This is a genomic window from Acidobacteriota bacterium (assembly GCA_026707545.1).
Lineage (GTDB): Bacteria > Acidobacteriota > Thermoanaerobaculia > Multivoradales > Multivoraceae > Multivorans.
In genome coordinates, this window is record JAPOWR010000001.1 from 2586144 (window position 1) to 2609489 (window position 23346).

At 68.1% G+C, this 23346-nt stretch carries 23 protein-coding genes; 10 read left to right on the forward strand and 13 right to left on the reverse strand.

Annotated features, from left to right (window positions below):
- The first annotated feature begins 1 nt into the window (after nucleotide 1).
- Entirely contained in the window at nucleotides 2-1069 is a 1068-nt protein-coding gene (locus tag OXG83_10205; GenBank protein MCY3965402.1) for a type II CAAX endopeptidase family protein, read from the forward strand.
- The gene (locus OXG83_10210; GenBank protein ID MCY3965403.1) at nucleotides 1062-1832 is read left to right on the forward strand and encodes an SDR family NAD(P)-dependent oxidoreductase; all 771 of its coding nucleotides are present in this window, start codon (nucleotides 1062-1064) and stop codon (nucleotides 1830-1832) included. Before OXG83_10205 ends, OXG83_10210 begins: the two co-directional genes overlap by 8 nt.
- Before the next feature lie 13 nt (nucleotides 1833-1845).
- Here OXG83_10210 and OXG83_10215 read toward each other — a convergent pair whose 3' ends face one another.
- The 4 genes from OXG83_10215 to OXG83_10230 are packed head-to-tail and all read right to left on the reverse strand — an operon-like array spanning nucleotide 1846 to nucleotide 6883.
- The gene (locus tag OXG83_10215) at nucleotides 1846-3489 is read right to left on the reverse strand and encodes a serine hydrolase (GenBank protein ID MCY3965404.1); all 1644 of its coding nucleotides are present in this window, start codon (nucleotides 3487-3489) and stop codon (nucleotides 1846-1848) included.
- A 2-nt stretch (nucleotides 3490-3491) separates the two neighbouring features.
- The gene (locus OXG83_10220) at nucleotides 3492-4745 is read right to left on the reverse strand and encodes a CapA family protein (GenBank protein ID MCY3965405.1); all 1254 of its coding nucleotides are present in this window, start codon (nucleotides 4743-4745) and stop codon (nucleotides 3492-3494) included.
- 15 nt (nucleotides 4746-4760) lie between these two features.
- Complete coding sequence (locus OXG83_10225) at nucleotides 4761-5909, reverse strand: alpha/beta hydrolase (protein MCY3965406.1); 1149 nt, start codon at nucleotides 5907-5909, stop codon at nucleotides 4761-4763.
- A 14-nt stretch (nucleotides 5910-5923) separates the two neighbouring features.
- Nucleotides 5924-6883 carry a VOC family protein gene (locus OXG83_10230; protein ID MCY3965407.1) on the reverse strand — a complete coding sequence of 320 codons (960 nt, stop codon included), beginning with the start codon at nucleotides 6881-6883 and terminating at the stop codon, nucleotides 5924-5926.
- 59 nt (nucleotides 6884-6942) lie between these two features.
- Between OXG83_10230 and OXG83_10235 the strand changes: the two genes are divergently transcribed.
- The gene (locus OXG83_10235; GenBank protein MCY3965408.1) at nucleotides 6943-7824 is read left to right on the forward strand and encodes an isocitrate lyase/PEP mutase family protein; all 882 of its coding nucleotides are present in this window, start codon (nucleotides 6943-6945) and stop codon (nucleotides 7822-7824) included.
- Here OXG83_10235 and OXG83_10240 read toward each other — a convergent pair.
- The 3 genes from OXG83_10240 to OXG83_10250 form a co-directional block, all read right to left on the reverse strand.
- A complete protein-coding gene (locus OXG83_10240) occupies nucleotides 7818-7976 on the reverse strand; it encodes a hypothetical protein (protein MCY3965409.1) in 159 nt (52 codons plus the stop codon). The two genes, OXG83_10235 and OXG83_10240, sit on opposite strands and share 7 nt — an antisense overlap.
- 262 nt (nucleotides 7977-8238) lie before the next feature.
- On the reverse strand, nucleotides 8239-9612 hold the full coding sequence (locus OXG83_10245; GenBank protein MCY3965410.1) for an MFS transporter: 1374 nt from the start codon (nucleotides 9610-9612) through the stop codon (nucleotides 8239-8241).
- On the reverse strand, nucleotides 9609-11138 hold the full coding sequence (locus tag OXG83_10250; GenBank protein ID MCY3965411.1) for an amidohydrolase family protein: 1530 nt from the start codon (nucleotides 11136-11138) through the stop codon (nucleotides 9609-9611). Before OXG83_10250 ends, OXG83_10245 begins: the two co-directional genes overlap by 4 nt.
- Before the next feature lie 76 nt (nucleotides 11139-11214).
- On the opposite strand from OXG83_10250, the gene OXG83_10255 reads away from it, so the two are divergent.
- Genes OXG83_10255 through OXG83_10265 form a run of 3 tightly spaced genes read left to right on the forward strand, consistent with a single transcriptional unit; the run spans nucleotide 11215 to nucleotide 15103 of the window.
- A complete protein-coding gene (locus OXG83_10255) occupies nucleotides 11215-12408 on the forward strand; it encodes a membrane dipeptidase (protein MCY3965412.1) in 1194 nt (397 codons plus the stop codon).
- A complete protein-coding gene (locus OXG83_10260) occupies nucleotides 12405-13946 on the forward strand; it encodes a serine hydrolase (protein ID MCY3965413.1) in 1542 nt (513 codons plus the stop codon). The genes OXG83_10255 and OXG83_10260 overlap by 4 nt, the downstream gene beginning before the upstream one ends.
- Before the next feature lie 17 nt (nucleotides 13947-13963).
- A complete protein-coding gene (locus tag OXG83_10265) occupies nucleotides 13964-15103 on the forward strand; it encodes a hypothetical protein (GenBank protein MCY3965414.1) in 1140 nt (379 codons plus the stop codon).
- 173 nt (nucleotides 15104-15276) lie between these two features.
- Here the strand turns inward: OXG83_10265 and OXG83_10270 are convergent, their stop codons facing one another.
- Both OXG83_10270 and OXG83_10275 read right to left on the reverse strand, forming a co-directional pair.
- On the reverse strand, nucleotides 15277-16020 hold the full coding sequence (locus tag OXG83_10270) for a hypothetical protein (protein ID MCY3965415.1): 744 nt from the start codon (nucleotides 16018-16020) through the stop codon (nucleotides 15277-15279).
- A gap of 39 nt (nucleotides 16021-16059) precedes the next feature.
- The gene (locus OXG83_10275; protein MCY3965416.1) at nucleotides 16060-16860 is read right to left on the reverse strand and encodes an NAD(P)-dependent oxidoreductase; all 801 of its coding nucleotides are present in this window, start codon (nucleotides 16858-16860) and stop codon (nucleotides 16060-16062) included.
- A gap of 53 nt (nucleotides 16861-16913) precedes the next feature.
- Here OXG83_10275 and OXG83_10280 point away from each other — a divergent pair, with 53 nt between their 5' ends.
- Together OXG83_10280 and OXG83_10285 are read left to right on the forward strand one after the other, a co-directional pair.
- Nucleotides 16914-17483, forward strand: a complete 570-nt coding sequence (locus tag OXG83_10280; GenBank protein ID MCY3965417.1) for a TetR/AcrR family transcriptional regulator — start codon at nucleotides 16914-16916, stop codon at nucleotides 17481-17483.
- Between the two features lie 35 nt (nucleotides 17484-17518).
- A complete protein-coding gene (locus OXG83_10285) occupies nucleotides 17519-18355 on the forward strand; it encodes an SDR family oxidoreductase (GenBank protein MCY3965418.1) in 837 nt (278 codons plus the stop codon).
- A gap of 39 nt (nucleotides 18356-18394) precedes the next feature.
- On the opposite strand, the gene OXG83_10290 is transcribed toward OXG83_10285, so the two are convergent.
- Together OXG83_10290 and OXG83_10295 are read right to left on the reverse strand one after the other, a co-directional pair.
- Nucleotides 18395-18838: a type II toxin-antitoxin system VapC family toxin gene (locus OXG83_10290; protein MCY3965419.1), complete on the reverse strand. Its 444-nt coding sequence runs from the start codon at nucleotides 18836-18838 to the stop codon at nucleotides 18395-18397.
- Nucleotides 18838-19116, reverse strand: a complete 279-nt coding sequence (locus OXG83_10295; protein ID MCY3965420.1) for a hypothetical protein — start codon at nucleotides 19114-19116, stop codon at nucleotides 18838-18840. The genes OXG83_10290 and OXG83_10295 overlap by 1 nt, the downstream gene beginning before the upstream one ends.
- A gap of 312 nt (nucleotides 19117-19428) precedes the next feature.
- Here OXG83_10295 and OXG83_10300 point away from each other — a divergent pair, with 312 nt between their 5' ends.
- On the forward strand, nucleotides 19429-20184 hold the full coding sequence (locus tag OXG83_10300) for a DUF1499 domain-containing protein (GenBank protein MCY3965421.1): 756 nt from the start codon (nucleotides 19429-19431) through the stop codon (nucleotides 20182-20184).
- Nucleotides 20185-20190: 6 nt separating this feature from the next.
- Here the strand turns inward: OXG83_10300 and OXG83_10305 are convergent, their stop codons facing one another.
- The gene (locus tag OXG83_10305; protein MCY3965422.1) at nucleotides 20191-20823 is read right to left on the reverse strand and encodes a phytanoyl-CoA dioxygenase family protein; all 633 of its coding nucleotides are present in this window, start codon (nucleotides 20821-20823) and stop codon (nucleotides 20191-20193) included.
- On the reverse strand, nucleotides 20820-22247 hold the full coding sequence (locus OXG83_10310; GenBank protein MCY3965423.1) for an MFS transporter: 1428 nt from the start codon (nucleotides 22245-22247) through the stop codon (nucleotides 20820-20822). Before OXG83_10310 ends, OXG83_10305 begins: the two co-directional genes overlap by 4 nt.
- Nucleotides 22248-22372: 125 nt before the next feature.
- On the opposite strand from OXG83_10310, the gene OXG83_10315 reads away from it, so the two are divergent.
- Nucleotides 22373-23299 carry an LLM class flavin-dependent oxidoreductase gene (locus OXG83_10315; GenBank protein MCY3965424.1) on the forward strand — a complete coding sequence of 309 codons (927 nt, stop codon included), beginning with the start codon at nucleotides 22373-22375 and terminating at the stop codon, nucleotides 23297-23299.
- Nucleotides 23300-23346: the final 47 nt, after the last annotated feature.

A 23346-nucleotide genomic window follows, 5' to 3' on the forward strand; every position in this document is an offset into this window, starting at 1 on the left:
GATGCGAGACTTCATCCGACGTCATCCCTTCTGGACCTTCTACGCCGCGGCCGTGCTGATCGGCCTGCTGGCCTGGATCTACCTGATGACGGTCGAACCCGTGTTACAGGGGGAACGCGGACCCGACTACAGCGCCTACGGCGAGTTCGTGGGTTACCGGGACGCGACCCGGGCGGCGCACCCGATCCTCCACCACCACGGCGACAGCGTCCTGCTGTACATGCAGGCGGCCGCCAGCAAGATGCCGATCCTGCTGCCCATGTTCTCGTTCCCCTTCGCGCCGACGCTGGCGGCGCTGCTGATCGTTGGGATCGGCTGGAAGCGGCTCGGGCTGCGCGCCCTGGTCGGTCTCTACCGCCCCATCCGGGGCAACGTGAGCCTGCGGGAGGGCGCGCAGCTCTACGCCATCCTGGTCGGCTTCCTGGTGACCTTCGTGAGCAGTCTGCTGATCGTCGAGCAGCTCTTCGGCGACCCCGCCAGGGTGGAGAACGCGGTCGCCCACATCGGGCTCCTGGACTGGCGGACCTTCGTCGTCACCTTGCTCGTCGCGGGCTTCCTCAACCAGGGCGCGCTCCTCGAAGAGCTGGGCTGGCGCGGCTACGCCTTGCCGCTGCTCGTCCGCAAGTGGAACAACCCCCTGGTTGCCTGCGTCGTGCTCGGCGTCCTCTGGGCGCTGTGGCACTTCCCGCGCGAGATCCCGGGGATCCTGTCCGGCCAGCAGACTCTGGCCGCCCTGGTGCAGTGGCACCTGATCTTCTTCCTGTCGACGATCGGCATGACGATCGTCGCCTTCTACTTCGTCAATGCCGCCGGCGGCAGCGTCATCCCGGCGATCCTCATCCACGGCGTCCTGAACCACGTCGGCAACATGTTCGGCGCCGAGCAGCTCGTGGGCCGCTCGTACGGCGGGATGATCGGGCCGGTCGGCTGGGCGGTCGCCGGCCTCGTGGTCATCGCCCTGGTTGGACCGGATCTCGGCTGGCAGCGTAGGGTCAAGGCCCTGGGTAATGACGATCCGAGCCTCATCTGGTCGGGCGCCGGCGGCGAAAGGGAGATGCGCAATGGCTGACTTCGATGGGAAGATCTGCCTCGTCACCGGCGGCGCGTCCGGCATCGGCAGGGCCACCTGCGAGGCGCTTGCGGCCCGGGGCGCGCATGTCGTCGTCACGGACGTCGACGAAGCCGCGGGGCGAGACGTCGCGGACGCCGTCGGCGGCGACTTCGCGCGTCTCGACGTCAGCGACCGGGACGCCTGGACGCGCGTCGTCTCCGAGGTCGTCGAGGTTCACGGTGGCCTCGATCTGGTCCATCTCAACGCCGGCGTGACGACCTATCCGGCGACCGGGGGTGACTTCCCCGCCTTTGACATCGCCGCCATGCCGGCGGACGCCTACCGCCGCGCCATGGGGGCCAACGTCGACGGAGTCGTCTTCGGCGTAAGTGCGACGGTGCCGGCGCTCGAGAACCGGGGCGGCGGGGGGATCGTCGTCACGGCCTCGGTGGCCGGGCTCATCACCTGGGAAGTGGACCCCGTCTACACGCTGACCAAGCACGCCGTGGTCGGCCTGGTGCGCGCGCTCGCACCGTCTCTCGCCGAGCGTCGAATCACGCTCAACGCGATCTGCCCGGCCGCGGTCGCGACGAAGATCTTCGGCCCCGAGGCCGAGCACTTCGTCAGGGAGGCCCGCCTTCGACTCATGCCGCCTTCCCAGGTTGCGGATGCCGTCATCGAGGCAGTGACTGGCGGCGAGACCGGCCAGTGTTGGGTCTGCTACGACGGCAGGGACCCGAAGCTCTACGTGCCGGCCCCGCTTCCAGGGCTGGACGACTAGCCGCCGTCGGAAGCTACTCCTCCGCCTCGCCGCCGGCTCCCGCCGGGAACAACACGCTGGCGGCGCCCGGAAAGCGGGCGCCCAGTTCCCGCATAATCTGTCGGGCTTCCTCCTCGGTCACCCTGCACAGGTCCGATGCCCAGAAGCCGGTGACCGCAGCGTAGCCGAAGCCGGCGCGCCGGATGTCGACGACACCCTGGCGGAACGCTTCCTCGTTCCAGTCCTGGCGCGCCCCGTCGAGCATCCGCGTCGACCTGAGTGCATGGTCGAGGGCGTCCTGGGGCATCTCGCCGGGAACGCCAACGTACATCCTGAACATCGCGGCGTAGACAACGCCGCGGACGTAGGAGACCTTCCACGTCCACTCCTCCGAAGGCGGCGAGACCTCGAAGTCCGGACGCGCGTGCAGCATCCAGTTCTCGATGAACGGCGGAATGAGGGAGACGTCGGGAGCACTGTCGGGAAGGCTCCACTGATTCGACGCGACCACTACGGAGACGTCCAGGTCGGGCCACCCCCAACCGTCGGTACGCCAGCCGAACATGTGACCGCCGGCGTGACTGAAGGACATGGTCGGCTGACCATGGTCGCGCAGCAGCCAGACCAGACCCAGATCGAGCCCCGGTCCCAGCTCGCCGTGCTGGGGAGTCAGCATCTGCCCGACGGTTTCGGCCTCGAGGACCTGGTAGTCGTTGTAACGCCCGCCCGCGAGCATGGCCATGAGCAGGCTCAGGTGGTCGGCCGGCTTCGCCAGCACGCCGCCGGCGGGATAGTGGCTGAAGTAGAGCGGGATCGTGGGAATCAGGGCCCCGCCCATCCGTGCATAGCCGGTGCTCATCTGCTCCCAGATCTCGGGGCGCACGTAGTCCCGGTGCTGCGCGGGCGGATACTGGGACGACTCCATGCCCAGCGGATCCATGACGTGCTTCTGGACGTAGTCCGCGAACGAAAGCCCTTCCGGATTGACCGTCTCCACGATCAGGCCGAGCGTGGCCAGACCCGGGTTTGAGTAGTTGTAGCGCTCGCCGACCCGCGCGACCCAGAACGGGGTCACGCCGCCGCCGACGGGGCTCATATCGGAGTCGAAGCTCTCCCGGAGTGCCTGAGCGAGCGGCATCGGCTTGTGCCAGACACCCATGGCGCCACCGCTAGAGATCCCCGAGCGATGGGTCAGCAGGTCGTGCACGGTGATGTCGCGCTCACCCAGCGGGTTGGACACCTCGAAGGGCAGGTGCTCGTTGATCGCATCGTCGAGCGACAGGATCCCGCGATCCACAAGCTGCATGACGGCAGTGGCGGTGTACGTCTTGCCCAGGGAGCCGGAGTGGTAGACGGTCTCCGGAGTCATCGGCTTCTCGCTTGCGGCGTCCGCGTAACCGAAACCGGCCTCCCAGATGAGCCTTCCCTTGTAGCCCAGGGCGAGATTGAGCCCGGGGCTGCCCTGGGCTCGCACGACGTGCGGCACGAAGTCGCGCAGGGCGTCGATCAACTGCAACTCGAAGGGGCGCTCCGTGTGCACCGTCTCGGTGATCGGGACCGACCGCTCGGGCTGGGCCTCCACGGCCACCGTCAGAATCGCACACAAGAGGGCCGACGCCAGGAAGACCTCACCGGCGCGTGTACCGGCGACGATCCGGATGAAGCGGTGAAGGTCCATTCTCAGGCTCCTTCCCCGGCAGGGAGAATTCGCACGCCGCGATGGCCGGCAACGTCGACGTAGCTCGCCCTGTCCACCCGGCCGTTCAGGTCCTGGCTCGCACAGCCGTGATCGACGTAGTCCATGACATCCCGGCCCTCGCGTGACTCCGGATCGACCGCGCGGACGGCGCCGTCCGGATTCAGCCGGCAGGGCACGAAGCCGAACTCGGAGGGCGCGCCCTCCGCGAGCTTGACGTAGCCCAGAGCCGTCATCCGGGCCTCGGGATGAAGCGGCATCAGCGGCCAGCCCCTGCGCGGCGCCACGCCGTAGTAGTCCGCATCGTCGTCGAGGACCGGCATGGCGGCGACCATCTCCTCCGGCCAGCGGTCGAGCCGCACGTCGAAGACGAAGTGGCCGAGTCCGTAGAACACCGGCCGGTCGCGGTACCACTCCATGCCGCGCAACACGTGCTGGTGATGGCCGACCACGATGTCGACGCCCTGGTCGATGCACAGGCGGGCGGTGCGCAGCTCGTGGTCGGTCAGGTGGTGGGCCTTGAAGTGGTCGCCCCAGTGGAAGCTGGCCACCACGAGATCCGCCTGCTCGCGGGCGGCGGCGATGTCGGCCTCCAGGTTGTCGTGGTCCGTCCTGTCGGGCACGGTCGAGACTCGGGGATTGGCCCCCGGCGTGTAGTAGTCGTCGATCAGGTCCTGGTAGAAGTTGTGCGCCCTGAGCGGCGCCAGCCCGGCCAGGCTCCCCCGCGCCTCGTAGCCGCGGGGAAAGACCGAGGCGTAGGCCAGGTAGGCGACCTTCACGCCGCCGGTTTCGAGGATCGCGGGAGCGCGGGCCTCTTCGAGGCTGCCGCCGGCGCCGCAGGTCCTGACCCCCTGCTCGTGCAGACGCCGCCGGTTCTCGAGCATCGCCTCGCGGCCGCCGTCCAGGATGTGGTTGTTCGCCAGTGACAGCACGTCGAAGCCGACCCGGCTCAGGACGTCGAGATTGCGCGCGGGCGGGACGAGGGCCGCCCCGGCGCTGGGTACCGAGCGGGGATTGTCGGAGTACGGGCCCTCCAGGTTGCCGAACAGCACGTCCGGCGCGGCGAGAAGATCGCGCACCGGCGCGTAGGCCTCGTCCGGATCGTCGCGATCGGTGAGCAGATCGCCGACGAAGCCGAGAAGCACGTCGCCGTCGGCGGCGCGGACTGAAGAGGGGCCGCCGACCAGCGCGACGACGCCGGCAGCGGCGCTTGATCTGAGGAACTGTCGCCGGTTCACGTTCGCACCTCCGAATCAGCGGTCGATCCACGCGCCGCAGATCGCTACCGCCTCGGCGAGCTTGTCGCCCTGACCGAGGTAGTAGTGAGTGGCCCCGGCGATCTCGTGGAACTCCTTGTCGTCGTGGCAGACCGCGGCGTAGAGCCGCCGCGCGTGGCTGGGGGTACACGCCTCGTCGGCGCCGTTGTTGACGACCAGCACCGGAACGCTGATGTCGGCGGCGCACGCGAGCCCGTCGGCGTTCGACTTCTCGAGGCTCCACTGCGATAGCCAGCTCCGCAGCGTCGTGAATCGCGCCAGGCCGGTCGGCCCCGTGTTCACGGTCTCCGGGTCGCCGAGGTAGCACCGACCCGGCGGCCGGTCGTTCGGGTCGACAGCCGGGTCGAGCCAGCGCGGGTCGGCCATCGTCCCCTGGACGACGAAGCAGTGCTCCTTCCGGGCGCCGTCCTCGCGTTTCAGATCCGCCAGCGTCTCGAGCGCCCAGGCCGTGATCCGCGCGTTGCGGGCGACCTGCGCCCGCCGGTAGCGCTCGAGGAACTCGTCCGAGTAGGGCGGCTGATTCGGGTTGTCCGGGTTGTAGAGATCGAGCTCCGGGTCCTTCCGGTGCGGCTCGCGCTCGTCGAGGATCGAGGCGTCCATCCACTCGGTGAGCGTTCCGGCGCGGCTGATGTGCGCGGCCAGCAGCATCACGCCGTCGGCCGGAATCAGCCCGGCCGCGGTCAGGTCGTACGGGTCCCCGGCCGGTGTGTGGGTGACGGTCGGGTTCTCCGCCTGCTGCTGGTAGTAGAGCGACAGCGAGCCGCCGCCGCTCCACCCTCCGAGCAGGACGCGCTCGTAGCCGAGTTCCTCCCTGGCGTGCTGGATCGTGCGGCCGAGGTCGACCACGCACTTCTCCATGATGAGGGCCGTGTCGTTGCCGCGATAGCGCCCGTTGCAGTAGATGACGTGGTGGCCAGCCGCCGCCAGTCCCCGCACCAGCGGCAGCCAGGCGCCGCCGCCGATCGGGTGGTTGAAGATGACGACCGTCTTCGAGGCGCGCTCGCGCGGCCGCAGCAGGTGACCGTCGAAGAAGACGAAGCCGCCCGGCCCGCCGTAGACGTCGCCGAAGTCGGCGGTCTCCCGGAAGAAGACCGGGAAGGGAATGCGATCGTAGGGCTCGATCATGGCGGCTCGACCGGTCAGAACTCGACGCGAGGAAGCGCGGCCTCGATCGCGTCCCGCTGGGGTTCCAGGTGCTTCGGAAGCGAGAGGATCGTCCCCAGCGAGTCGAGGTCCTCGTCCACCGTCCAGCCCGGGTCGAGGTTCGACAGCTCCAGGTTGATGCCTCCCGGCGCAGTGAAGTACGTCGAGTGGAACCAGCCGCGGTCCCGGGCCCCGGTCACGATCAGGCCGGCGCCGGCGAGGATCCGGGTCCACCGTTCCATGTCCTCGACACTGTCGACCGTCAGCGCGATGTGGTGCAGGCCGCCGAGACCGTGCCGTCCCCAGGGCCCGTCGCCTCGCTCGACGACGTCGATCAGCTTGCCGGGCTCGTTGCCGCCTACCGCGAGCCGCGTGCGGCTCCGTTCGGTGGCGACCACCTCGAACCCCAGGACGCCAACGAGGAACTGCAGGGTCAGCTCGGGAATGCGCGGGGCGACGGTGGCGTGGTGGAAGCCGCGAATCTGGTGCTCCCCGGGAAGGTCGGCCAGCTCCGGCACCCGGGGGTCCTCGCAGCCGACGAGCTCCGACGAGATGCCGTCGAAGTCCCGAAAGTGGAGGACGGGGTCGCCGAACCGAGCCGGGCGATCGGTGCAGGTGCAGCCCACCGCGGTCAGTCGCTCGCGCCAGAAGTCCATGCTCCCCGGCGAAACCGAGTAGCTCACGTCGGTGATTGAGCCGCGACCGTCGACGGCCGGCGACAGCGGAATGCCCTCGAGGACGATGTTCGTCATGATCGTTCCCGGGTGGCCCAGGCGGTCGCCGAAGAAGAAGTGCCAGCCGGAGGTCGGGTTCTCCTGGTTGCAGGTCTTCTTCACCAGACGAAGCCCCAGCACGTCGCGGTAGAAGCGGAGGTCGTTGGCCGCGGAGCCGACCAGCCCCGTGATGTGGTGGATGCCCCGGATCGGGCCGCGGGTGGGCCTCCTGAACTCAGTCATGGGATCTCCTCGTCATCCGCTCGATGCCCTAGCCAGCAGATGTTACGTTCGTTGGCCGCATGAACTCCTCCCCCGCGGCGCGGCTGCGCGCCCTGCTCGATGCTCCCGGACTCCGGGTGATGCCCTGCTGCTTCGACGCGCTCTCCGCCCGGCTCATCGAGCAGGCGGGATTCGAGCTGACCTTCATGAGCGGGTTCGCCGTCTCCGCCAGCCGCCTGGGATTGCCCGACACGGGTCTCATCTCCTTCGGCGAGATGCTCGACCAGGGCCGCAACATCTGTGCGGCCACCCGGCTGCCGGTGATCGGCGACGGCGACACCGGCTACGGCAACGCCCTGAACGTCAAGCGCACGGTGACGAGCTACGCGGCCGCCGGCTTCGCGGGCGTGATGATCGAAGACCAGGAGGCGCCCAAGCGCTGCGGGCACACCCGCGGCAAGCGGGTCGTCTCCCGCGCCGAGGCCCTGTCGCGGGTCCGCGCCGCGGCCGACGCGCGCGATGAAGGCGCGGACATTCTGGTCATGGCCCGCACCGACGCTCGCGCCACCGACGGACTGGACGAAGCCATCGCCCGCTGCCGGGCCTTCGCCGACCTCGGCGCGGACATCCTCTTCCTCGAAGGTCCGCGGTCCGAGAGCGAGATGGCCGCGTTCTGCGAAGCGGTCCCCGGCCCGAAGATGGCGAACCTGGTCGAGGGAGGCGACACACCGTTGCTACCGCCCAGGCGGCTCGAGGAGATCGGCTACAGGATCGCTGCTTACCCGCTGACGCTTCTCTCCGCCGCCACCGCGGCCATGCTCCAGGCACTTGAGGCCATGGCGAGCGGAGACCAGCCCGCTAACGCGGTGGACTTCAAGCGTCTGCGCGCCATCATCGGATTCGAGGACTACGACGCCGAGGCAGAGCGCTACGACGCCCGACACTTTCGGAAAAGTCAATAGCGGCGTTTGCGACTTTCCCGCTTGGGCGCAGGCTCTTCCGCCGGGCACGCCACCCCATCCTCCTCCTGATCCTCGAACAACGCCGCGAGTTCGGCGGCCAGTGACTCTCCGTGCTCCCGGATGATCCGGCCGTCCCGGGCCTCATCGATCACCGGTCGAGGGAGCGTAGGCGTCTCTGGCTCCATGCGCTAAGCCTAGTTGAAGACGAAAGGCGGGTAGTGCGGTGCGGGGTTCGTCCTACGGATATGGCGACCACGCGGATCAACGACTCGCGAAGCGCGTTCAACAGCCCGAGGCGCTACCGGGTAGTCCGGCCGGACTACCCGGAAGACCGGTGAGACTACCCAAGAAACAAGGCCGACTACCCAAGAAACTACCCAAGAAACCGTGCGGGACCAGATCCAACGCCGCCCCTCAATCCACCTCCCACCTCCCCGCCTCCTCCATCGCCTTCCGGTACGCCGACAGGCAGTACCAGAACAGGATCGCGCCCGCCGGCTTGAAGATCGCCTGCATCGTGGCGAGCGAGTAGTGGACCTTGCCGTCGTCCTGGAAGAGGAAGTCGGTGAAAGCGGCCAGGGTGCTGGTGCCGAAGGCCATGCCGATGAAGCTGGTCAGGAAGATGTAGAAGGCCGTGGCCTGACCGCGCATCTGGTTGGGCGTGATCGGCTGGAACGCTGCCGCCATCACGCCGAGGTAGGCGCCCGAGAAGATCATCCCGGGGATCAGCACCAGCAAGGTGAGCGTGGCGCTGCCCACGAGCGGGGCCGCAACCGAGGGCGGCGTGGCGATCAGGGTCGTCGCCAGCAGGGTCCGCACGTAGGCGTCCCTGTAGCCGCGCGCCGCGAGGCGGTTGGCGATCCAGGGCGCGACCATGATGCCGACGACCCCGGTGATGATCGAGATCGTCCCGTAGCTCGTTCCGGCGTCGCCGCGGCTCAGGCCGTAGTTGCGGACGAGGAACTCCGGGTACCAGGCGGAGGAGCCGTAGCCGGCCATCGCCAGCATGGATGAGCCGATGAACAGCGGCAGGTAGACGCGCTTGCGCTCCCAGATGAACCTGACGAACTCGCGAACCGGCAAGCGCTCCCTGCCGCTTCGCGAAACAGCCAGCTCCTTGCGTTGCGGCTCGACCATCGTCAGCAGCAGGAGCGCCAGCAGAACCCCGGGCAGGCCGACCGTCACCAGCGTCGCCTGCCAGGGTTGCAGCGTGCCGACGACCGGCAGGTCGATCGGACCGATGCGGGTGTAGTAGTCGATCAGCAGGCCGCCGATCACCAGGGCGAAGCCGCCGCCGACCCGCACGCCCGTCTTGTAGAAGGACATCGCGTAGCCAAAGTGGGCCGGGCGGTAGCTGTCGGTGATGATCGAGTAGGCCGGCGGTGCAAGCCCGGCCTCGCCGGCGCCGACCGCCATCCGCGAAGCGAACAGTTGCGACACGCTGTTGGCGAGGCCGCCCGCCGCCGTCGCCAGGCTCCAGAAGGCGACGCTGGCGGCGACGATGAGCCTGCGCGAGTAGTGGTCGGCGAGCCGGCCCAGGGGAAAGCTGGCGAAGCTGTACACGAGCGCGAACGCGGCGCCGGCGAGCAGGCTGTACTGGAAGTCGGTGATCCCGAACTGCTCCCGGATCGGGCCGACCAGGAGGGAGAGGATGTTGCGGTCGAGAAACGACAGCACGTAGGCGAGGAACAGCAGGACGACGCCGTAGTTGGCGGCGCCGAGCGACGGGTAGCCGGCGGCCGTCTCCGCCGACCCGGCCTCGCCCGCGGTCCTCGTGTCGACGGTCAACGCGCGAAGCGGCCGACGATCGGACGACCGGGGCTGACTCCCTCCACGGTCTCGCCGTCGCGTACGACGAACACGCCGTTCACCATCGTGTGGACGATGCCCTCCGAGAACGAGAGCCCGCCCTCGAAGGTGGCGGTGTCGATCACCGTCTCCGGGTCGAACACGACGATGTCCGCGTCGGCGCCGACCTGGATCCGCCCCTTCCGCCTCATCTGCTCGGACATCGTCGCCACCCGGTCCGCCGGGAGCAGGCTCATCTTCAACAGGGCCGTCATCAGGTCGAGCGTGCCCCGCTCACGCACGTAGCGGCCGAGAATCCGGGAGTAGGTCCCGGCCGTCCGCGGGTGCGCTCCCGGAGCGTAGGGCATGCCGTCGGAGGCGACGATCACCCAGTCGTTGTCCAGGGCCGTCTCGATCCACTCCTCCTTCATGAAGTGGAGAATCACGGTTCCCCCCTCGCGGCGATACCGCTCGAAGGTCTCCTTCGTCAGCCTCTCCCCCGTCTCCTCCCACTGCAGGTCGCCGTAGTCGATCTGCAGGCGGTCCTGCCAGCCCTCGTCGAAGATGGAGGACTCGAGGCTGGTCGAGCCGGCGGTGTAGGGGTACGCCTCCGTCGTCACGTCCAGCCCCAGGCGGGCAGCGCCGTCGATCATGTCGAGGACCGTGTCGATCTCTCCCAGCGCCATGCTGTTGACGTGCACGATGTGCAGCGGCGCCCCGGTCCCGACCGCGTTGGCCAGGACTTCCTGCATCGCGTCGATGCTCATCGAGCGCACATGCGTGTGGATGGTGGCCCGCTTCTCGCCGGCGAACCGGAAGACCTCGAAGATCTCCCTGCGGCTGGCGCCGGGGTAGTACTGGGTCGCCATCCCGATACCCAGGCCGCCCTGCTCGAGCCCGCCCTGCAGATGCTCCAGCATGGCCGGGAAGCGCCCGGGCGGCAGTTCCGAGTAGTACGTCCTTTGCGCGGCATCGCGCATGGAGTCGAGCGGTTCGTCCGCAGCGCCGGCTGCCGCGAAGGCCGCCGCGAGATCCGCCTGTTCCTCCTCCGGGACGATCTCCAGGCCCCTCAGGGCGCCGTGGTTGACCGTGGCGCCGTAGTTCACGAGCGACCTGCCTCGTCTCGACTCCAGGAACGACCCGACATCCGGCACGCCCCATTCGAGCTCCAGCGCCGTGGTCACGCCGTCCCGCGCCTGGTACTCGTGCGCCCGCGGACCCTGGCCGTGGGCGTGGAGGTCGACGAAGCCCGGGGCCAGCACGAGGCCGGCGGCATCGATCAGGACGCCTCCGTCGGCGAGCGAGTCCGCGAGCGACTCTTCGGTGAGGGCGGCGATGACGTCGCCCCGGATGCCCACGTTCCGAACCTCGTCGAGCCTCCTCTCGGGGTCGATGACGCGGGCCCCCTGGAAGACGACGTCGAACTCCTGCGTGTCGGCCTCGCCGCTCCCGTCCGTGGCGGGGTTGCAGCCGAGAAGAAGCGTCGCGAGAAGGGGGACCGTTCTGGCAAACGATGAGGGGGTCATGATCCGGCCGATGGTATACACCCCCTCTGCACCGTAGCCCGCTACATCCGACTCTCTCGACCACGGAGTGGTAGCCATGCCGTCGAAGACCCCCGCGCGTACCCGCCTGTCACGCCGAACGCTGCTCGGGCAAGGCGTCGGGGCGGGCGCTCTCCTCGCCGCGTCGACGGTCGGCGCGCCGTATCTCGCCTTCGGCAGGCACAGGCTGTTCGCCCAGAGCGAGGAGCGGTACTCGACGCGTGCGGTCGACCTGATGGGCGACTCGCTGGTCATCGACATGCTGAGCCCGCTCACACTGGCGTCGTCGACGATGCGGGCCTGGTACGGCAACCCCGAGAACATCCCCGAATCGTTCTGGGACGATCTCGACCGGTCCGGGATCGACGCCGTTCTCGACGCGGTGGGAACCGGCCCCTTCGGCGCCAGGGAATCCGTTCTGGAGCGGGTCGCGGGAGTCAACGGCGTCGTCGCGCACAACGGACACCGGATGCTCCGCGTCTCTCGAGCCGCGGACCTCGACGAGGCGGCGCGAAGCGGCCGCGTCGGCATGATCTTCGGCGTGCAGAACGCCGATCACTTCCACTCGCTGGACGATGTCAAATACTTCTACGGGCTCGGCCAGCGCGTGTCGCAGTTGACCTACAACGCGCGCAACCTGATCGGCACCGGAGCGACCGACCGGATCGACGGCGGCCTGTCGAACTGGGGGGTCGCGATCATCGAGCGGATGAACGACGTCGGGATGGCCGTGGACGTGTCCCACTGCGGCGACCGCACGTCGCTCGACGCCTTCGAGGCCTCGAAGAAGCCCGTCCTGGTCACCCACTCGAACGTCCGGGCGCTCGCGGACGGCCACGTCCGCTGCAAGCCGGACGAGGTCATCGACGCGGTCAAGGAGGCCGGCAGCGTCTTCGGCGTGACGAACATCCGGATGTTCGTCAAGGCCGACGAGCCGACGACCGTCGAGCACTATCTCGACCACTTCGACTACCTGACGAAGCGGATCGGCGCCGAACACGTCGGCATCGGCAGCGACATCGACCTCTACGGCTACGACGACATGCCGAAGGCGGACTACGAGCGGCTCAAGGCCGCCTACCAGCAGGGCAAGTACCGTTTCCGGGACCAGATCGACATCCCGGAAGTGGCCCACCCCCAACGGGTCTTCGACCTCACCGAGGGCCTGATCCGGCGGGGCTACACGGACCCCGACATTCGGGGCATCCTCGGCGGCAACTTCCGCCGGGTTCTGGAGGAGATCTGGGGATGAAAGTCAGACACATCGCTCTGGCGGTTCTCGCCGCCGCGTTCGTCGCCGTCCCGCTGTGGTCCGACACCGTCGACGAGCGGCTCGACGGCTTCGACCCGTGGGTCGAATCGATCATGCAGGAGTGGAAGGTGCCGGGCCTCGGCGTGGCGATCGTCGAGGACGGCAAGACCGTGTTCGCCAGGGGCTACGGCTGGCGCAACGTCGAAGAGAAGCTGCCGGTCACTCCCGACACGCTCTTCGCCATCGGCTCGAACACGAAGTCGTTCACCGCCACCCTGCTGGCGATGCAGGTGGACGACGGCGCCCTCGCCTGGGACGATCCGATCCGGACGGTGCTGCCCGAATTCCGGCTCCACGATCAGGCGGCGACGGACGAGATGACCGCCGTCGACCTGCTGAGCCACCGCTCGGGCCTGCCGCGTCACGACCTGTACTGGTACGCCACGGGCAGGGACCGCTCCGAGCTGCTGGCGGGGCTTCACCACCTGGAGCCCTCCGCCTCCTTCAGGAGCAGGTACCAATACCAGAACCTCATGTTCATGACCGCCGGCATCGTCTCCGAGCGGATCGGCGGCAAGTCATGGGAGGAGCTCGTCCAGGAGCGCGTCCTCACCGCGCTCGGCATCGATCGGGCCACCTTCTCGGTGATCCGGATGCAGGAGGACGACGACTTCTCCTACGGCTACGGCGCGAACGAGGAGATCGAGCGGGTGCCCTTCCGCAACATCGACGCGATCGGACCGGCCGGATCGATCAACATGTCGGCCCGCGACCTCGCCGCCTACGTGCGGTTCCATCTCGCCTACGGCAAGGTCGGCGACAAGCAGCTCCTGAAGGAAGACTCGGCGCGGCTGATGCAGCTACCCCAGATGGTGCTGACCGGCCCGCTCCAGCAGCGCCTGCAGAACGGCCCGGAGATCGGTGACCCCACCTACGGGCTCGGCCTCATGGTGAGCACCTACCGGGGCCGCAAGCACATCAGCCACGGCGGCGGCATCGACGGCTTCATCTCGGCGATGGAGTGGCTGCCCGACGAGAAGATCGGCGTCGTCGCACTCTCCAACACGTCGCACACCGGAACGGTGCCGGCGCTCGTCGTCCGCAACGCGTTCGATCGCATGCTGGGGCTCGAGCCGATCGACTGGGCGGGCCGGGCCCGCAAGCGCGAAGCCGAAGCGAAGGAGAAGGCCGAGGAGGCGAAGAAGAAGGACCTCGCCGCAGCGGTACCGGACACGAGCCCCTCCCACCCGCTCGCCGACCACGCCGGCGAGTACGAGCACGAGGGCTACGGCAACGCCTCCGTGCGGACGGACGGAGACGGCCTGGTCCTCGAGGTCGCGGGCATCGAGTTCCCGCTCCGGCACTACCACTACGACGTGTGGATGGTCCCCTACGACCTGCCGGCCAGTGCGGCCGCGGCCGGACGCGGCGGCGCCAAGGTCCGCTTCGACTACGGCAGCGACGGGAAGATCAACGTCGTGACCGTGCCGCTCGAGCCGTCCGTCTCGCCCATCCGCTTCCAGCGCGCCGGCGACTGACGCGGACGGCGACGGCAATGCCGGGCAGGGCGCCAACCCGCTTTCACACCCTGCTTCTGCCGGCGATCATCGCGCAATCGATGATCATCGGCGGCGGCTACGCCACGGGGCGGGAAGTCGTCCAGTACGCCGGCCGGTTCGGGAACTGGGGCTGGCTGTCGGTCGCGATCATCGCGGTCTGCTTCTCGCTCGTCATGGCGCTGGCCTTCGAGCTGGCGCGGCTGGCCGGGGCGTACGACTACAAGGCCTGGAGCCGGAACCTGGTCGGGCCGTTCTGGTGGCTCGTCGACCTCCTCTTCCTGAGCATGATGCTGCTGGTCATCGCGGTCATGACGGCGGCCATCGGCGAAGTCCTCCAGCAGACCCTGGCGTTCCCGAAGCCGCTCAGCCTGGTCCTGGCCCTGGCGTGCGTCGGCTTCCTCACCTGGCGCGGGTCCGGCTTCATCGAGCGGGCGAAGACCTGGGGCAGCGCGGCCCTGTACCTGGGCTACTGCGCGTTCTCCGTCCTCGTGCTGACCGCTCCGGTTGGGGAGACTCCCGTGCAGCCGCCGCCCGGCTCCGAGGCCGGTGCCGGTGAGGTGGTCATCGCGGCCGTCCTGTACGTCGCCTATAACGTCGCCGTCGTACCGGCCGTCCTCTTCTGCCTGCACCGCCAGACCCGGCGCAGCGAGACCTTCGCGTCCGGGATCCTCTCCGGTCTGGCGATGACGATTCCGTTCGCCCTCACGCTGGCCTGCTTGCTGCGGTTCCCACACCCGTCGGTGATGGAGGCGGAGGTGCCCTGGCTGCGACTGATCGGGACCGCGGCCGACGGCCGCGCCGGCGGCGCGACCCTCTGGATCGCCCTCTTCGGACTGGTCGCCGGCTGGACGCTGATCGAGACCGCGGTCGGCTCGATCCACGCGCTCCTCCACCGCGTCGAGCGCAACCTGGGCGACCTGCCGCGCCGCTGGAGACCTGCCTCCGGCGAACTCACGCCGAGGCAGAAGGCGCTGACCGCAGTACTCGTCCTCGCGGCCGCGGCCGGCCTCTCCACTATCGGCATCATCGACCTCGTCGCGCGGGGCTACGGCACCCTCGCCTGGGGCTTCATCGCCCTGATCGTGTTGCCGCTCTTCGTCGTCGTGCCCTACCGGGCGTTCAAGGCGTCGGCCTGAGCCCCCACACTAAGTGCGCCGAAACCACGGCCGACCCACACTGGATGCGCCAGCGTGTCATCCGTGCGCCCGATAACGGGCGCACGGACTGTGACGCGTGTGGCACGGATTGCGCCACACGGGTTCCCGCCGGCATCCGGCGCGTAGCGCCGGCTTCTGGAGTTCTGCCGCACCTAGCGAATCGACTGAACGAAGACGCTGGTCATTCTCTCGAGCCCCTCCCCGAGGGCGGCAATGACCGCCGCGTAGAGCCCCGCGATACCGAGCCCCGTCCATTTCGACACCCGAGCCGCTACGCCAATGCCCAGCCCGAGCAGAATCAACGTCCAAAGGGAGACGGCGATGCTGGCACCCCCCTCGAGCAGCGCTCCGACGGTCGTGTGAACTGCCGGATTGGAGAAGTCAAGTTCGAACGACGACGACGCCTCGGGCGGTTCAAGCGCCTGACGGCCCTTCGACAGCAAGTAGCTGAATAGGTTGCCCAGACGGCCGACCACGTAGACGTGAACCATCAGCGAGAACAACGCCAGGAAACGAAGTTTGGCTCCGAAGGCCAGCGACAGCCGCCAGACCAGCAGAGCCTCGATCGGCAGCGAGATCAGCACGGCTGCGGCCATGGTCATGCCGGGTCCGTAGAGGTTCACGGCGGACTCTCCGTTTCCCACGATGGCAGCCAGATCCCGCTGCCCGAGCACGGTCCTCAGGGCGAGGATCGCAAGGATCACCGCCAGGGCTGCAACCCATGGCCGGCGCTCGCGGATGATTCTGAAGCTGGTCTGCGGAAAGGCAACGATCCCGACCAGAGCTCTGAACCCCGCAAAGCTACCGGCCGTGGCGCTCGTGCCCGAAGTAGGCGCCTCGTCTACGCCGGTCCCCGCCGAGGTCTCGGCGTTGGCCTGTTCGTGATCCTCAAGCATCGCGAGGCCCCAGACTAGAACAGGTTCGCCCGCGGCGTCTCAGTCCTCCGGTCGACCGGACTCCAGACTCGCCTTCACGAGCGGCGCCTCGACGTTGAACTCCCTGGCGACGTCCAGGCACAGGGACAGGTCCTTGACCGGCATTGCCGGCCAGGTCACGCGCCGCCGGGGCATCGGGAAGTTCTTCGAGACGAAGCTCCGGCCCGTCGACACATTCAGGATCTCCATGAACCGGTCCAGGTCCATGCCGTAGGCGCCGACGACTTCGCGCACCTCCTGGATGAGCGCCCAGGTGCCGAGCGCGATCGCGTTGTTGCCGATCTTCATCGCCTGGCCGGCGCCGATGCCACCGCAGTGCATCGTCGTGCCGAGCACGTCGAAGGCCTCTCTACACCGGTCGATCGTCGCCGCGTCGCCTCCGGCCATCAGGGTGAGCGTGCCCTCCCTGGCGCCGGCCACGAGCCCGCTGACCGGGCAGTCGACCAAGTCCACACGTTGAGATGCCACCTCTTTCGCGAGTGCCTGACAGTAGACCGGCGACATGGTGCTCATGAGCACGACGATCGCGCCCTCGCGCAGAGTGCTCAACGCTCCGTCTTCGCCACACAGCACGCGGTCGGTCTGCTCCTCGTCCCAGACGATCGTCATCAGGATGTCGGCGTGCTCGCCGACTTCCCGCGGCGTCCCAAGCTCTTCGATCCCCTTCGCCGCAAGCCGCTCGATCGCGTCGCGGCTGCGGTTGATCGAGCTGACGACCCGAAAGCCGGCATCGAGCAGGCGGGCCGCCATTGGTTCGCCCATGGCGCCGAGTCCGATGAAGCCGATCGTGGGTCGTGGCATGGTGAAGGCCCTCTCTTTTACTTATTGGACGCTTATCGTCTAAAGTGTACATCGTGCCTCAAGCCGATGCCAGCGACTACGAGACCGCCGCGCAAGTGCTCGCCGAGTTCGCGAGCACGGGTTACGCGAAGACGTCGATGACCTCACTGGCCGAAGCGGCTGGCGTCGCGCGGCAGACGATCTACAACCGTTTCGGGCGCAAGGAGGCAGTGCTCGAATGGGCGATCGGCGCCGTTGTCCGTTCGCTGCGGGCGGACGCGTTTGCGTGTCTGGCCGACCCGGACAGACCGAGGGAGCAGGCCCTGCTCGACGCCTTCTGCTGCTGGCTGGGACCGGTCGTCAGGTTCGTTCGCGACGGTCGGTACGGCGAGGAGATCCTCGGCCTCGGCAACGCCGCGAGGCGACGCGCCGGCTCGTACCCCCTCGACGCCTTCACTTCCGAGGTCACCGGCGCGCTGCTGACGCGAGGAGTCCGCCAGCAACGTCGGGAGGCCGCCGACCTGGCGTTCGTCCTTGTCATGGCGGCCAAGGGGCTTCTCGCCGACAGCGAGACCGAAGCCGACTTCCGAACCGGTATGGCGCGCGCCCTTCGCGGGGCCGGAATCAACAGTTCGTCCGAATGAATCAGCAATCAAACCTCTAAGGGAGATCCAGATAGATGACAGACCGCACCGTACTCATCACCGGCTGCTCGAGCGGCTTCGGCAAGCTGGCAGTCCACACCTTCCGAGCCAACGGCTGGAACGTCGTGGCCACGATGCGATCGCCGGAGAAGGAAGCGGAGCTCACCGGTCTCGAAGGCGTCCTGGTCACCCGGCTCGACGTCAAGGATCCGCGGAGCATCGACGCCGCCTTCGAGCAGGGCAGCGCCGCGTTCGGTTCGATCGACGCAGTCGTCAACAACGCCGGTTACGGCAGCAACGCGCTCTTCGAGCAGTCGCCCGATGCCTCCGTCCGCGACATCTACGAGACGAACGTGTTCGGCCTGATGAACGTGATGCGCCGCGCCCTGCCCGACATGCGGAAACGGGGCTCCGGCTGCATCGTCAACGTGACGTCGATGGGGGGCCTGATGGGCCTGCTCGGCAACTCCGTCTACTCGTCGTCGAAGTTCGCCGCCGAGGGACTCACCGAGGCGCTCGCGCTCGAGTACAAGCCTCTGGGCGTCCGCATCGTCTCGGTGGCGCCGGGCGCCTACCTGACCACCGCGTTCGGCGACAACACGGACAACTACGTCGAAGCCGGCGACCCGCAACTCGTCGAGCACTCGCGGAAGCTCCGTGACCACTTCGCCGCGATCGTCTCGGGCGGCGAACCGCAGGACCCGCGGGAGGTGGCGGACAGAATCTACGAGTGCGTGACCGCGGACGACGTCCCGGTGCACAACCCCGTCGGCGCCGACGCGGAAATGCTCAGCGGCATGATCGACAGCCTGCCGTCACGCCAGGCGTTCGTCGCCGCCATGGAGCAGATGCTGCTGCCGCCTGCCGGCTAGGCGCCGCCGTGGAGCCCGTGGCGCTCAGGTATTCGTACGTCAGACCCGTTTCGCGGTCGCGGCCAGGGGGTTCCTCCACCGCAGACCAGCGAAACGCCCGAAATCGCCGTCGTTCGAGTACACCGTTCCGGCGTGTTCGATGGCGTACGCGGCAATGTGCGCATCCGTCGTCAGGTTGGCGCCGACGTTCGCCGTCCTCAGCAGGTCGGACAGGATCGGCCAGTGACGGGCAGTGGGCGCCAGCAGTGTCGCGTTGGGTTGATCCAACCAGCTCTGCACTCGATCCAACGCGTCCGCTACCGCCAGGGGCGACGCGAACACGCGACGATTCGTCGTCATCCTCACGAACCCAAGGACGCTCGGATAGCAAAGCCCTACGTCCGACTCCGACGAGAGCACGCCGTCCCACCAGCGGCGGGCTCCGGCGTGGAACGGGCTCCCCGAGTCAACCGCGTACACGAGGAGATTGACGTCTGGAACGATCAGCGAACCGGACCTGGCCGTAGGCGCGCCTCGCTTTCCAGACGGCCCTCGACCTCGAGTTCGTCGGCGAGCTGGTTCAAGCGCACGGCATCGAAGCCCGGGCGCAGGCCGAGTTTGTGCGGGCGAGTGCGATACGGCTTCGCCCGGGGCCGGCCCTCCCGGTGAAGCCCGTCGCGCAACAGCAGATTGACCACCTGCTTGAGCGACTGCCCGTCTCGCTTCCGGATCTCCTCGATCCTCGCGGCGATGTCTTCCTCTATGGTCAGCGTCGTACGCATCAACGCACCATACGTGGAGTCCGTTCTGATGTCAAAGATGTCAAGCCACGTCGAACCGGTCCAGGTTCATCACCTTGTTCCAGGCCGCCGACCAGCACCGTCATCTCGGGAGCGGTGAGCGTCAGCATCTGCGCCCGGTCCACGAGCAGCGCCTCCGCGGGTCTCGCATGTTCTTCCCGAGGTAGTTGCGGAATCCGTCCGCGGTCACGGATCCGGAGGCGCTGAAGAGTCCCTTCGGAAGCGGTTCCGGCGCGCCTTCCTCAGCGGCAATAGAATCGCCAAGTTCATCACGATCTCCGGGGAGGAGCCAGAATGACCAGCACGACCGGAACCGCGCCTCGCATCTGGTCGCCCGTGGTCTGTGCCGGCACCGGCGGCGTCGCCATCGGCGCTCTGCTCGCGCTCGCCGCCGCCCTGGGCTACCGCACGGGCCTGCTCGGGCTCGGGATGTCCTTCACCGTTCTCCGGTGGGGCGCTCTCATCTCGGCAGGCGCGGCGGGCATCGCCTTGATCGGGACGGTTTGGGCCACGTTCCGGCGCCTGCACTGGCAGAACGTCGCGGCCGGCCTGGTGGCTGCCGCATTGGGAGCGGTTTGCTACATGGTCCCGGCAGGGCAGCAGGCGCTTGCCCGATCGGTCCCGCCGATCCATGACATCACGACCGACACCGACGATCCGCCGGCCTTCGTCGCGATTCTCCCCCTCCGGGCCGAAGCCCCGAATCCTCCGGAGTACGACCCCGCAGTCGCCGCGCAGCAGCGTGAGGGCTATCCGGATCTCCGTTCGGTGATGCTGGACGCACCGCCCGCCGAAGCGTTCTCCCAGGCGCTGGCCGCAGCCGGGGCAATGGGGTGGGAGCTGGTGGCTGACGACGCCGCAGCGGGACGCATAGAAGCAACCGACACGACCTTCTGGTACGGCTTCAAGGACGACGTCGTCATTCGCGTGCGCGGGGATGGCGCCGGCAGCCGCATTGACGTCCGATCCAAGTCGAGAGTGGGGCGCAGCGATGTCGGCGCGAATGCAGAGCGCATCCGCGAGTACACTGCCCGTCTCGCGGGCAACTGATCTCGGTCATGAACGGGTACGTCCGGGGTGCGCCGGCCCCGTGCACGAGGCCGCCCAGTAGAAGTACGTGATCGCCTGGCGCGGCCGCTCGCTGCGGTTCGCCTCCGACCAGTGCACGGTGCGGGAGTTATGGATCGTTGCGTCGCCCGGCTCGACCTCGACCGCCACCGCCCCCTCGGAATCGGCGCCGAAGCCTTCCAGGCCGACAACGCTCGGCAGGTCCTGCCGGTGGGTGCCCTTCACGTAGAAGAGACAGCCGTTCTCCCGGTCGGCACGGTCCAGGGCGATCCACGCCGTCGCGCCCCTGCGCCCGTTGCCGATGGCATCGATATGGGGCCTGATCCCCGAGCTCTCACCCGGGATCCTCTCGAAGCAGCCGGCGCTGGCCGGCTCCAGCTCGGCCTCCAGTAATGCCGATATCAGCTCGGCCTGCTTGCCGCGCTGGAGCTGATCCTCGAACCACGGATCGATCCCGTTCAGATTCTTCACGACGCCCGGGTACTCCTCGCTTCTCCTGGCTTCGCTGAGACATCCCGCGGCGCGGACACGCAGCTCCTCGAGTTCCTCGGACGACAGGAAACCGCGCAGGACGACGTAGCCGTCCCGGTCGAAGTCCCGTTTGAGCTGCTCCAAGCTCATCCGCCGCCGACTCCCGTCGCTCGCGCCGCGCGCCTCGCCTCGAGCACGGTCAGGATCTCCTCATGCCTGCCGGCGTTCAGGCGGTACATCATCATGAACAGGATGCCGACGCCGTAGATCACGAGGCAGAGCGGTCCGCTCATCACGAGCAGGCCGGTGACCGTCCCCGCCGACACCCCTTCCACCTCCGCGTTCTGCGGGAACCGGATCAGTTCCAGCCCGATGCCTCCGATCAGACCGCCGAAGCCCTCGGTCGCCTTCATCGCGAACTCCCGCACCGAGAAGATGACTCCCTCGGCCCGGTTGCCGGTCCTGTACTCGTGGTCGTCGGTGATGTCGACCAGTTGCGAATCGACCACGATGGCCATCACGCCCACCAGGGCATAGCCGACGAAGAGCGGGCCGAACAGCAGCGGGAGCAGCAACGCGGAGTCGTTGCCCGGAAACAGACCCACCAGGCGCATCACATGCGGCAAGGCGATCAGCACTGCCGTGACCGCGCTGGAGAAGATGACCGTCGGCTTCTTGTCGAAGCGGCGAGTCATGTACTTGGCGAGCGGCAGCGCCACCAGGATCCCGGGGATCTTCGCGAAGGCGAGCGCCGAGAGTCGTTCGGTCGACAGGTCGTAGACCCAGAAGTAGGTGTAGAGGCTGACCATGTCCAGGACGCCCTGGGCCGCGGCGATCGTCAGCCAGGAGACGGTCACCGACACGAAGGAGCGGTTCCCAAGGAGTTGCCGCAGCTCTCCGTAGTGGCCGCGGATGTTGAACCGTTCGCGCGTGGTCGGGTGCAGATGGGGAATCTGGTCGGCCGTACCGAAGGTCGACCCAAGGACGGCCGCCAGAACGACGACGAAGCCGAACCCGGCCAGGATGACGTACCGGCTCGGGTCGAGCATGCCGGGGTCGAACTCCGGCGTGGTCGGGAAGAACACGTTCAGGACCAGCAGGCTCAACCCGACCGCGGCTCCCGAGGCGAAGACGTTGTACCAACCGAAGACGGAGGTCCGCTCGTGGTAGTCGTCGGTGAGTTCCGCACCCAGAGCGTCGCGCGGAATGTTGTGGAAGGACGTCGAGATACGGAGCAGGACCAGGAAGCAGACCTGCCACGCGAAGAGGGTGCCCTCGCTCAGGCCGGAAATGGGTTGATAGAGGAAGTAGAACGAAATCGCGATCGGCAGAGCCGACATCAGCATCAGCGGGTGGCGACGCCCCCACCGGCTCCGGAAGCGATCGGAGATCGCCCCGACCATCGGATCGGAGACCGCATCGACGATGCTCGCGATCAGGTAGGCGACGCCGCACAGCGCCGCCGAGACGCCGAGCACCTGGTTGTAGAAGATCAGGGTAGTAATCCGGCCGGCGACCACCATCCCCTCCTGAAAGGCGCCGGAGGAGAACGCCAGCTTGGTGCGCAGCGGCACTCTTCGCCGACGATCGGGGCGCCCGCGGCCAGGCGAGTCGGCGGCCGTCAGAGGCTGGGTGTCGGCTGTCATCGCGGCGCGTCACAAACTTGGAACAGCGTACCACTTGGAGTAACTTACGACCCATGGAGTTTGGCGCCCAACTCAGCAGCTACCGCGTGCCGTGGTCGGAGACCGAGGCCACGGTCCAGGCGATCGAGAACGGCACCTGGAGCAGCCTGTGGTTCTCGGATCACTTCCTGCCGCCGGCCGCACCCAACGACGAACACCTGTCGGCCCTCGAGGTGTGGACCCTGGTCACGGCGGCGGCGGTCGTGACCGAGCGGGTACGGCTCGGCACGCTCGCCTGCGGCGTCACCTACCGCAATCCGGCCCTGCTCGCGAAGATCTGCGCCAGCGTCGACCACATCAGCGGCGGACGCATGGAGCTGGGGATCGGCGCCGCCTGGTTCGAGCGCGAGCACCAGGCCTACGGCTGGGACTTCCCCAGCCTGCGCGAGCGCTCCGACCGCCTGGAGGAGGCGGCTCAGCTCATCCGCCTCCTGTTCACCGCGGAAGAGGGCGAGAAGGTCAGCTTCGAGGGGAGCCACTACAGCCTGGACGAGGCGCCTCTCGTGCCGGGTTCGACCCGGCCGCGTTCCACCCGGACGGCCCACATCCCCATCCTGATCGGCGGCAACGGCGAGAAGCGGACGCTCCGCACCTGCGCCCGCCACGGCGACATCAGCAACCTGGACTTCTGGCACCCGGCCGGAGTCGATGTCTTCAGGCACAAGCAGAAGGTCCTCGACCGCCACTGCGAGGACGCCGGACGCGATCCGGCGGAGATCAAGCGAACGGTCGGCCTGCCATTCCGGCTCTTCGCGAACGACGAGGAAGCCGCGAAGTCACCCGGACAACCCTGGTACTGCTGGGGCACTGCTTCGCACGTTCAGGACCTGCTGCACCAGTACGTCGAAGCCGGCGCCGAGGAGATCGTCCTCTGCGGCATCGGCAACCGGCCGGAGGCCTGGCAGCAGATCGACGAGGAGATTCTCTCGGCGTTCCGTTGAGGGCTACAATCGCCGCATCCGCGGACTCTCGCCGCCCAAGGAGAACC

Coding starts and splice junctions, on each gene's coding strand:
- OXG83_10205 (MCY3965402.1), top strand. CDS start 2: ATGCGAGACTTCATCCGACGTCATCCCTTCTGGACCTTCTACGCCGCG.
- OXG83_10210 (MCY3965403.1), top strand. CDS start 1,062: ATGGCTGACTTCGATGGGAAGATCTGCCTCGTCACCGGCGGCGCGTCC.
- OXG83_10215 (MCY3965404.1), bottom strand. CDS start 3,489: ATGGACCTTCACCGCTTCATCCGGATCGTCGCCGGTACACGCGCCGGT.
- OXG83_10225 (MCY3965406.1), bottom strand. CDS start 5,909: ATGATCGAGCCCTACGATCGCATTCCCTTCCCGGTCTTCTTCCGGGAG.
- OXG83_10230 (MCY3965407.1), bottom strand. CDS start 6,883: ATGACTGAGTTCAGGAGGCCCACCCGCGGCCCGATCCGGGGCATCCAC.
- OXG83_10235 (MCY3965408.1), top strand. CDS start 6,943: ATGAACTCCTCCCCCGCGGCGCGGCTGCGCGCCCTGCTCGATGCTCCC.
- OXG83_10250 (MCY3965411.1), bottom strand. CDS start 11,138: ATGACCCCCTCATCGTTTGCCAGAACGGTCCCCCTTCTCGCGACGCTT.
- OXG83_10255 (MCY3965412.1), top strand. CDS start 11,215: ATGCCGTCGAAGACCCCCGCGCGTACCCGCCTGTCACGCCGAACGCTG.
- OXG83_10260 (MCY3965413.1), top strand. CDS start 12,405: ATGAAAGTCAGACACATCGCTCTGGCGGTTCTCGCCGCCGCGTTCGTC.
- OXG83_10265 (MCY3965414.1), top strand. CDS start 13,964: ATGCCGGGCAGGGCGCCAACCCGCTTTCACACCCTGCTTCTGCCGGCG.
- OXG83_10270 (MCY3965415.1), bottom strand. CDS start 16,020: ATGCTTGAGGATCACGAACAGGCCAACGCCGAGACCTCGGCGGGGACC.
- OXG83_10275 (MCY3965416.1), bottom strand. CDS start 16,860: ATGCCACGACCCACGATCGGCTTCATCGGACTCGGCGCCATGGGCGAA.
- OXG83_10285 (MCY3965418.1), top strand. CDS start 17,519: ATGACAGACCGCACCGTACTCATCACCGGCTGCTCGAGCGGCTTCGGC.
- OXG83_10295 (MCY3965420.1), bottom strand. CDS start 19,116: ATGCGTACGACGCTGACCATAGAGGAAGACATCGCCGCGAGGATCGAG.
- OXG83_10300 (MCY3965421.1), top strand. CDS start 19,429: ATGACCAGCACGACCGGAACCGCGCCTCGCATCTGGTCGCCCGTGGTC.
- OXG83_10305 (MCY3965422.1), bottom strand. CDS start 20,823: ATGAGCTTGGAGCAGCTCAAACGGGACTTCGACCGGGACGGCTACGTC.
- OXG83_10315 (MCY3965424.1), top strand. CDS start 22,373: ATGGAGTTTGGCGCCCAACTCAGCAGCTACCGCGTGCCGTGGTCGGAG.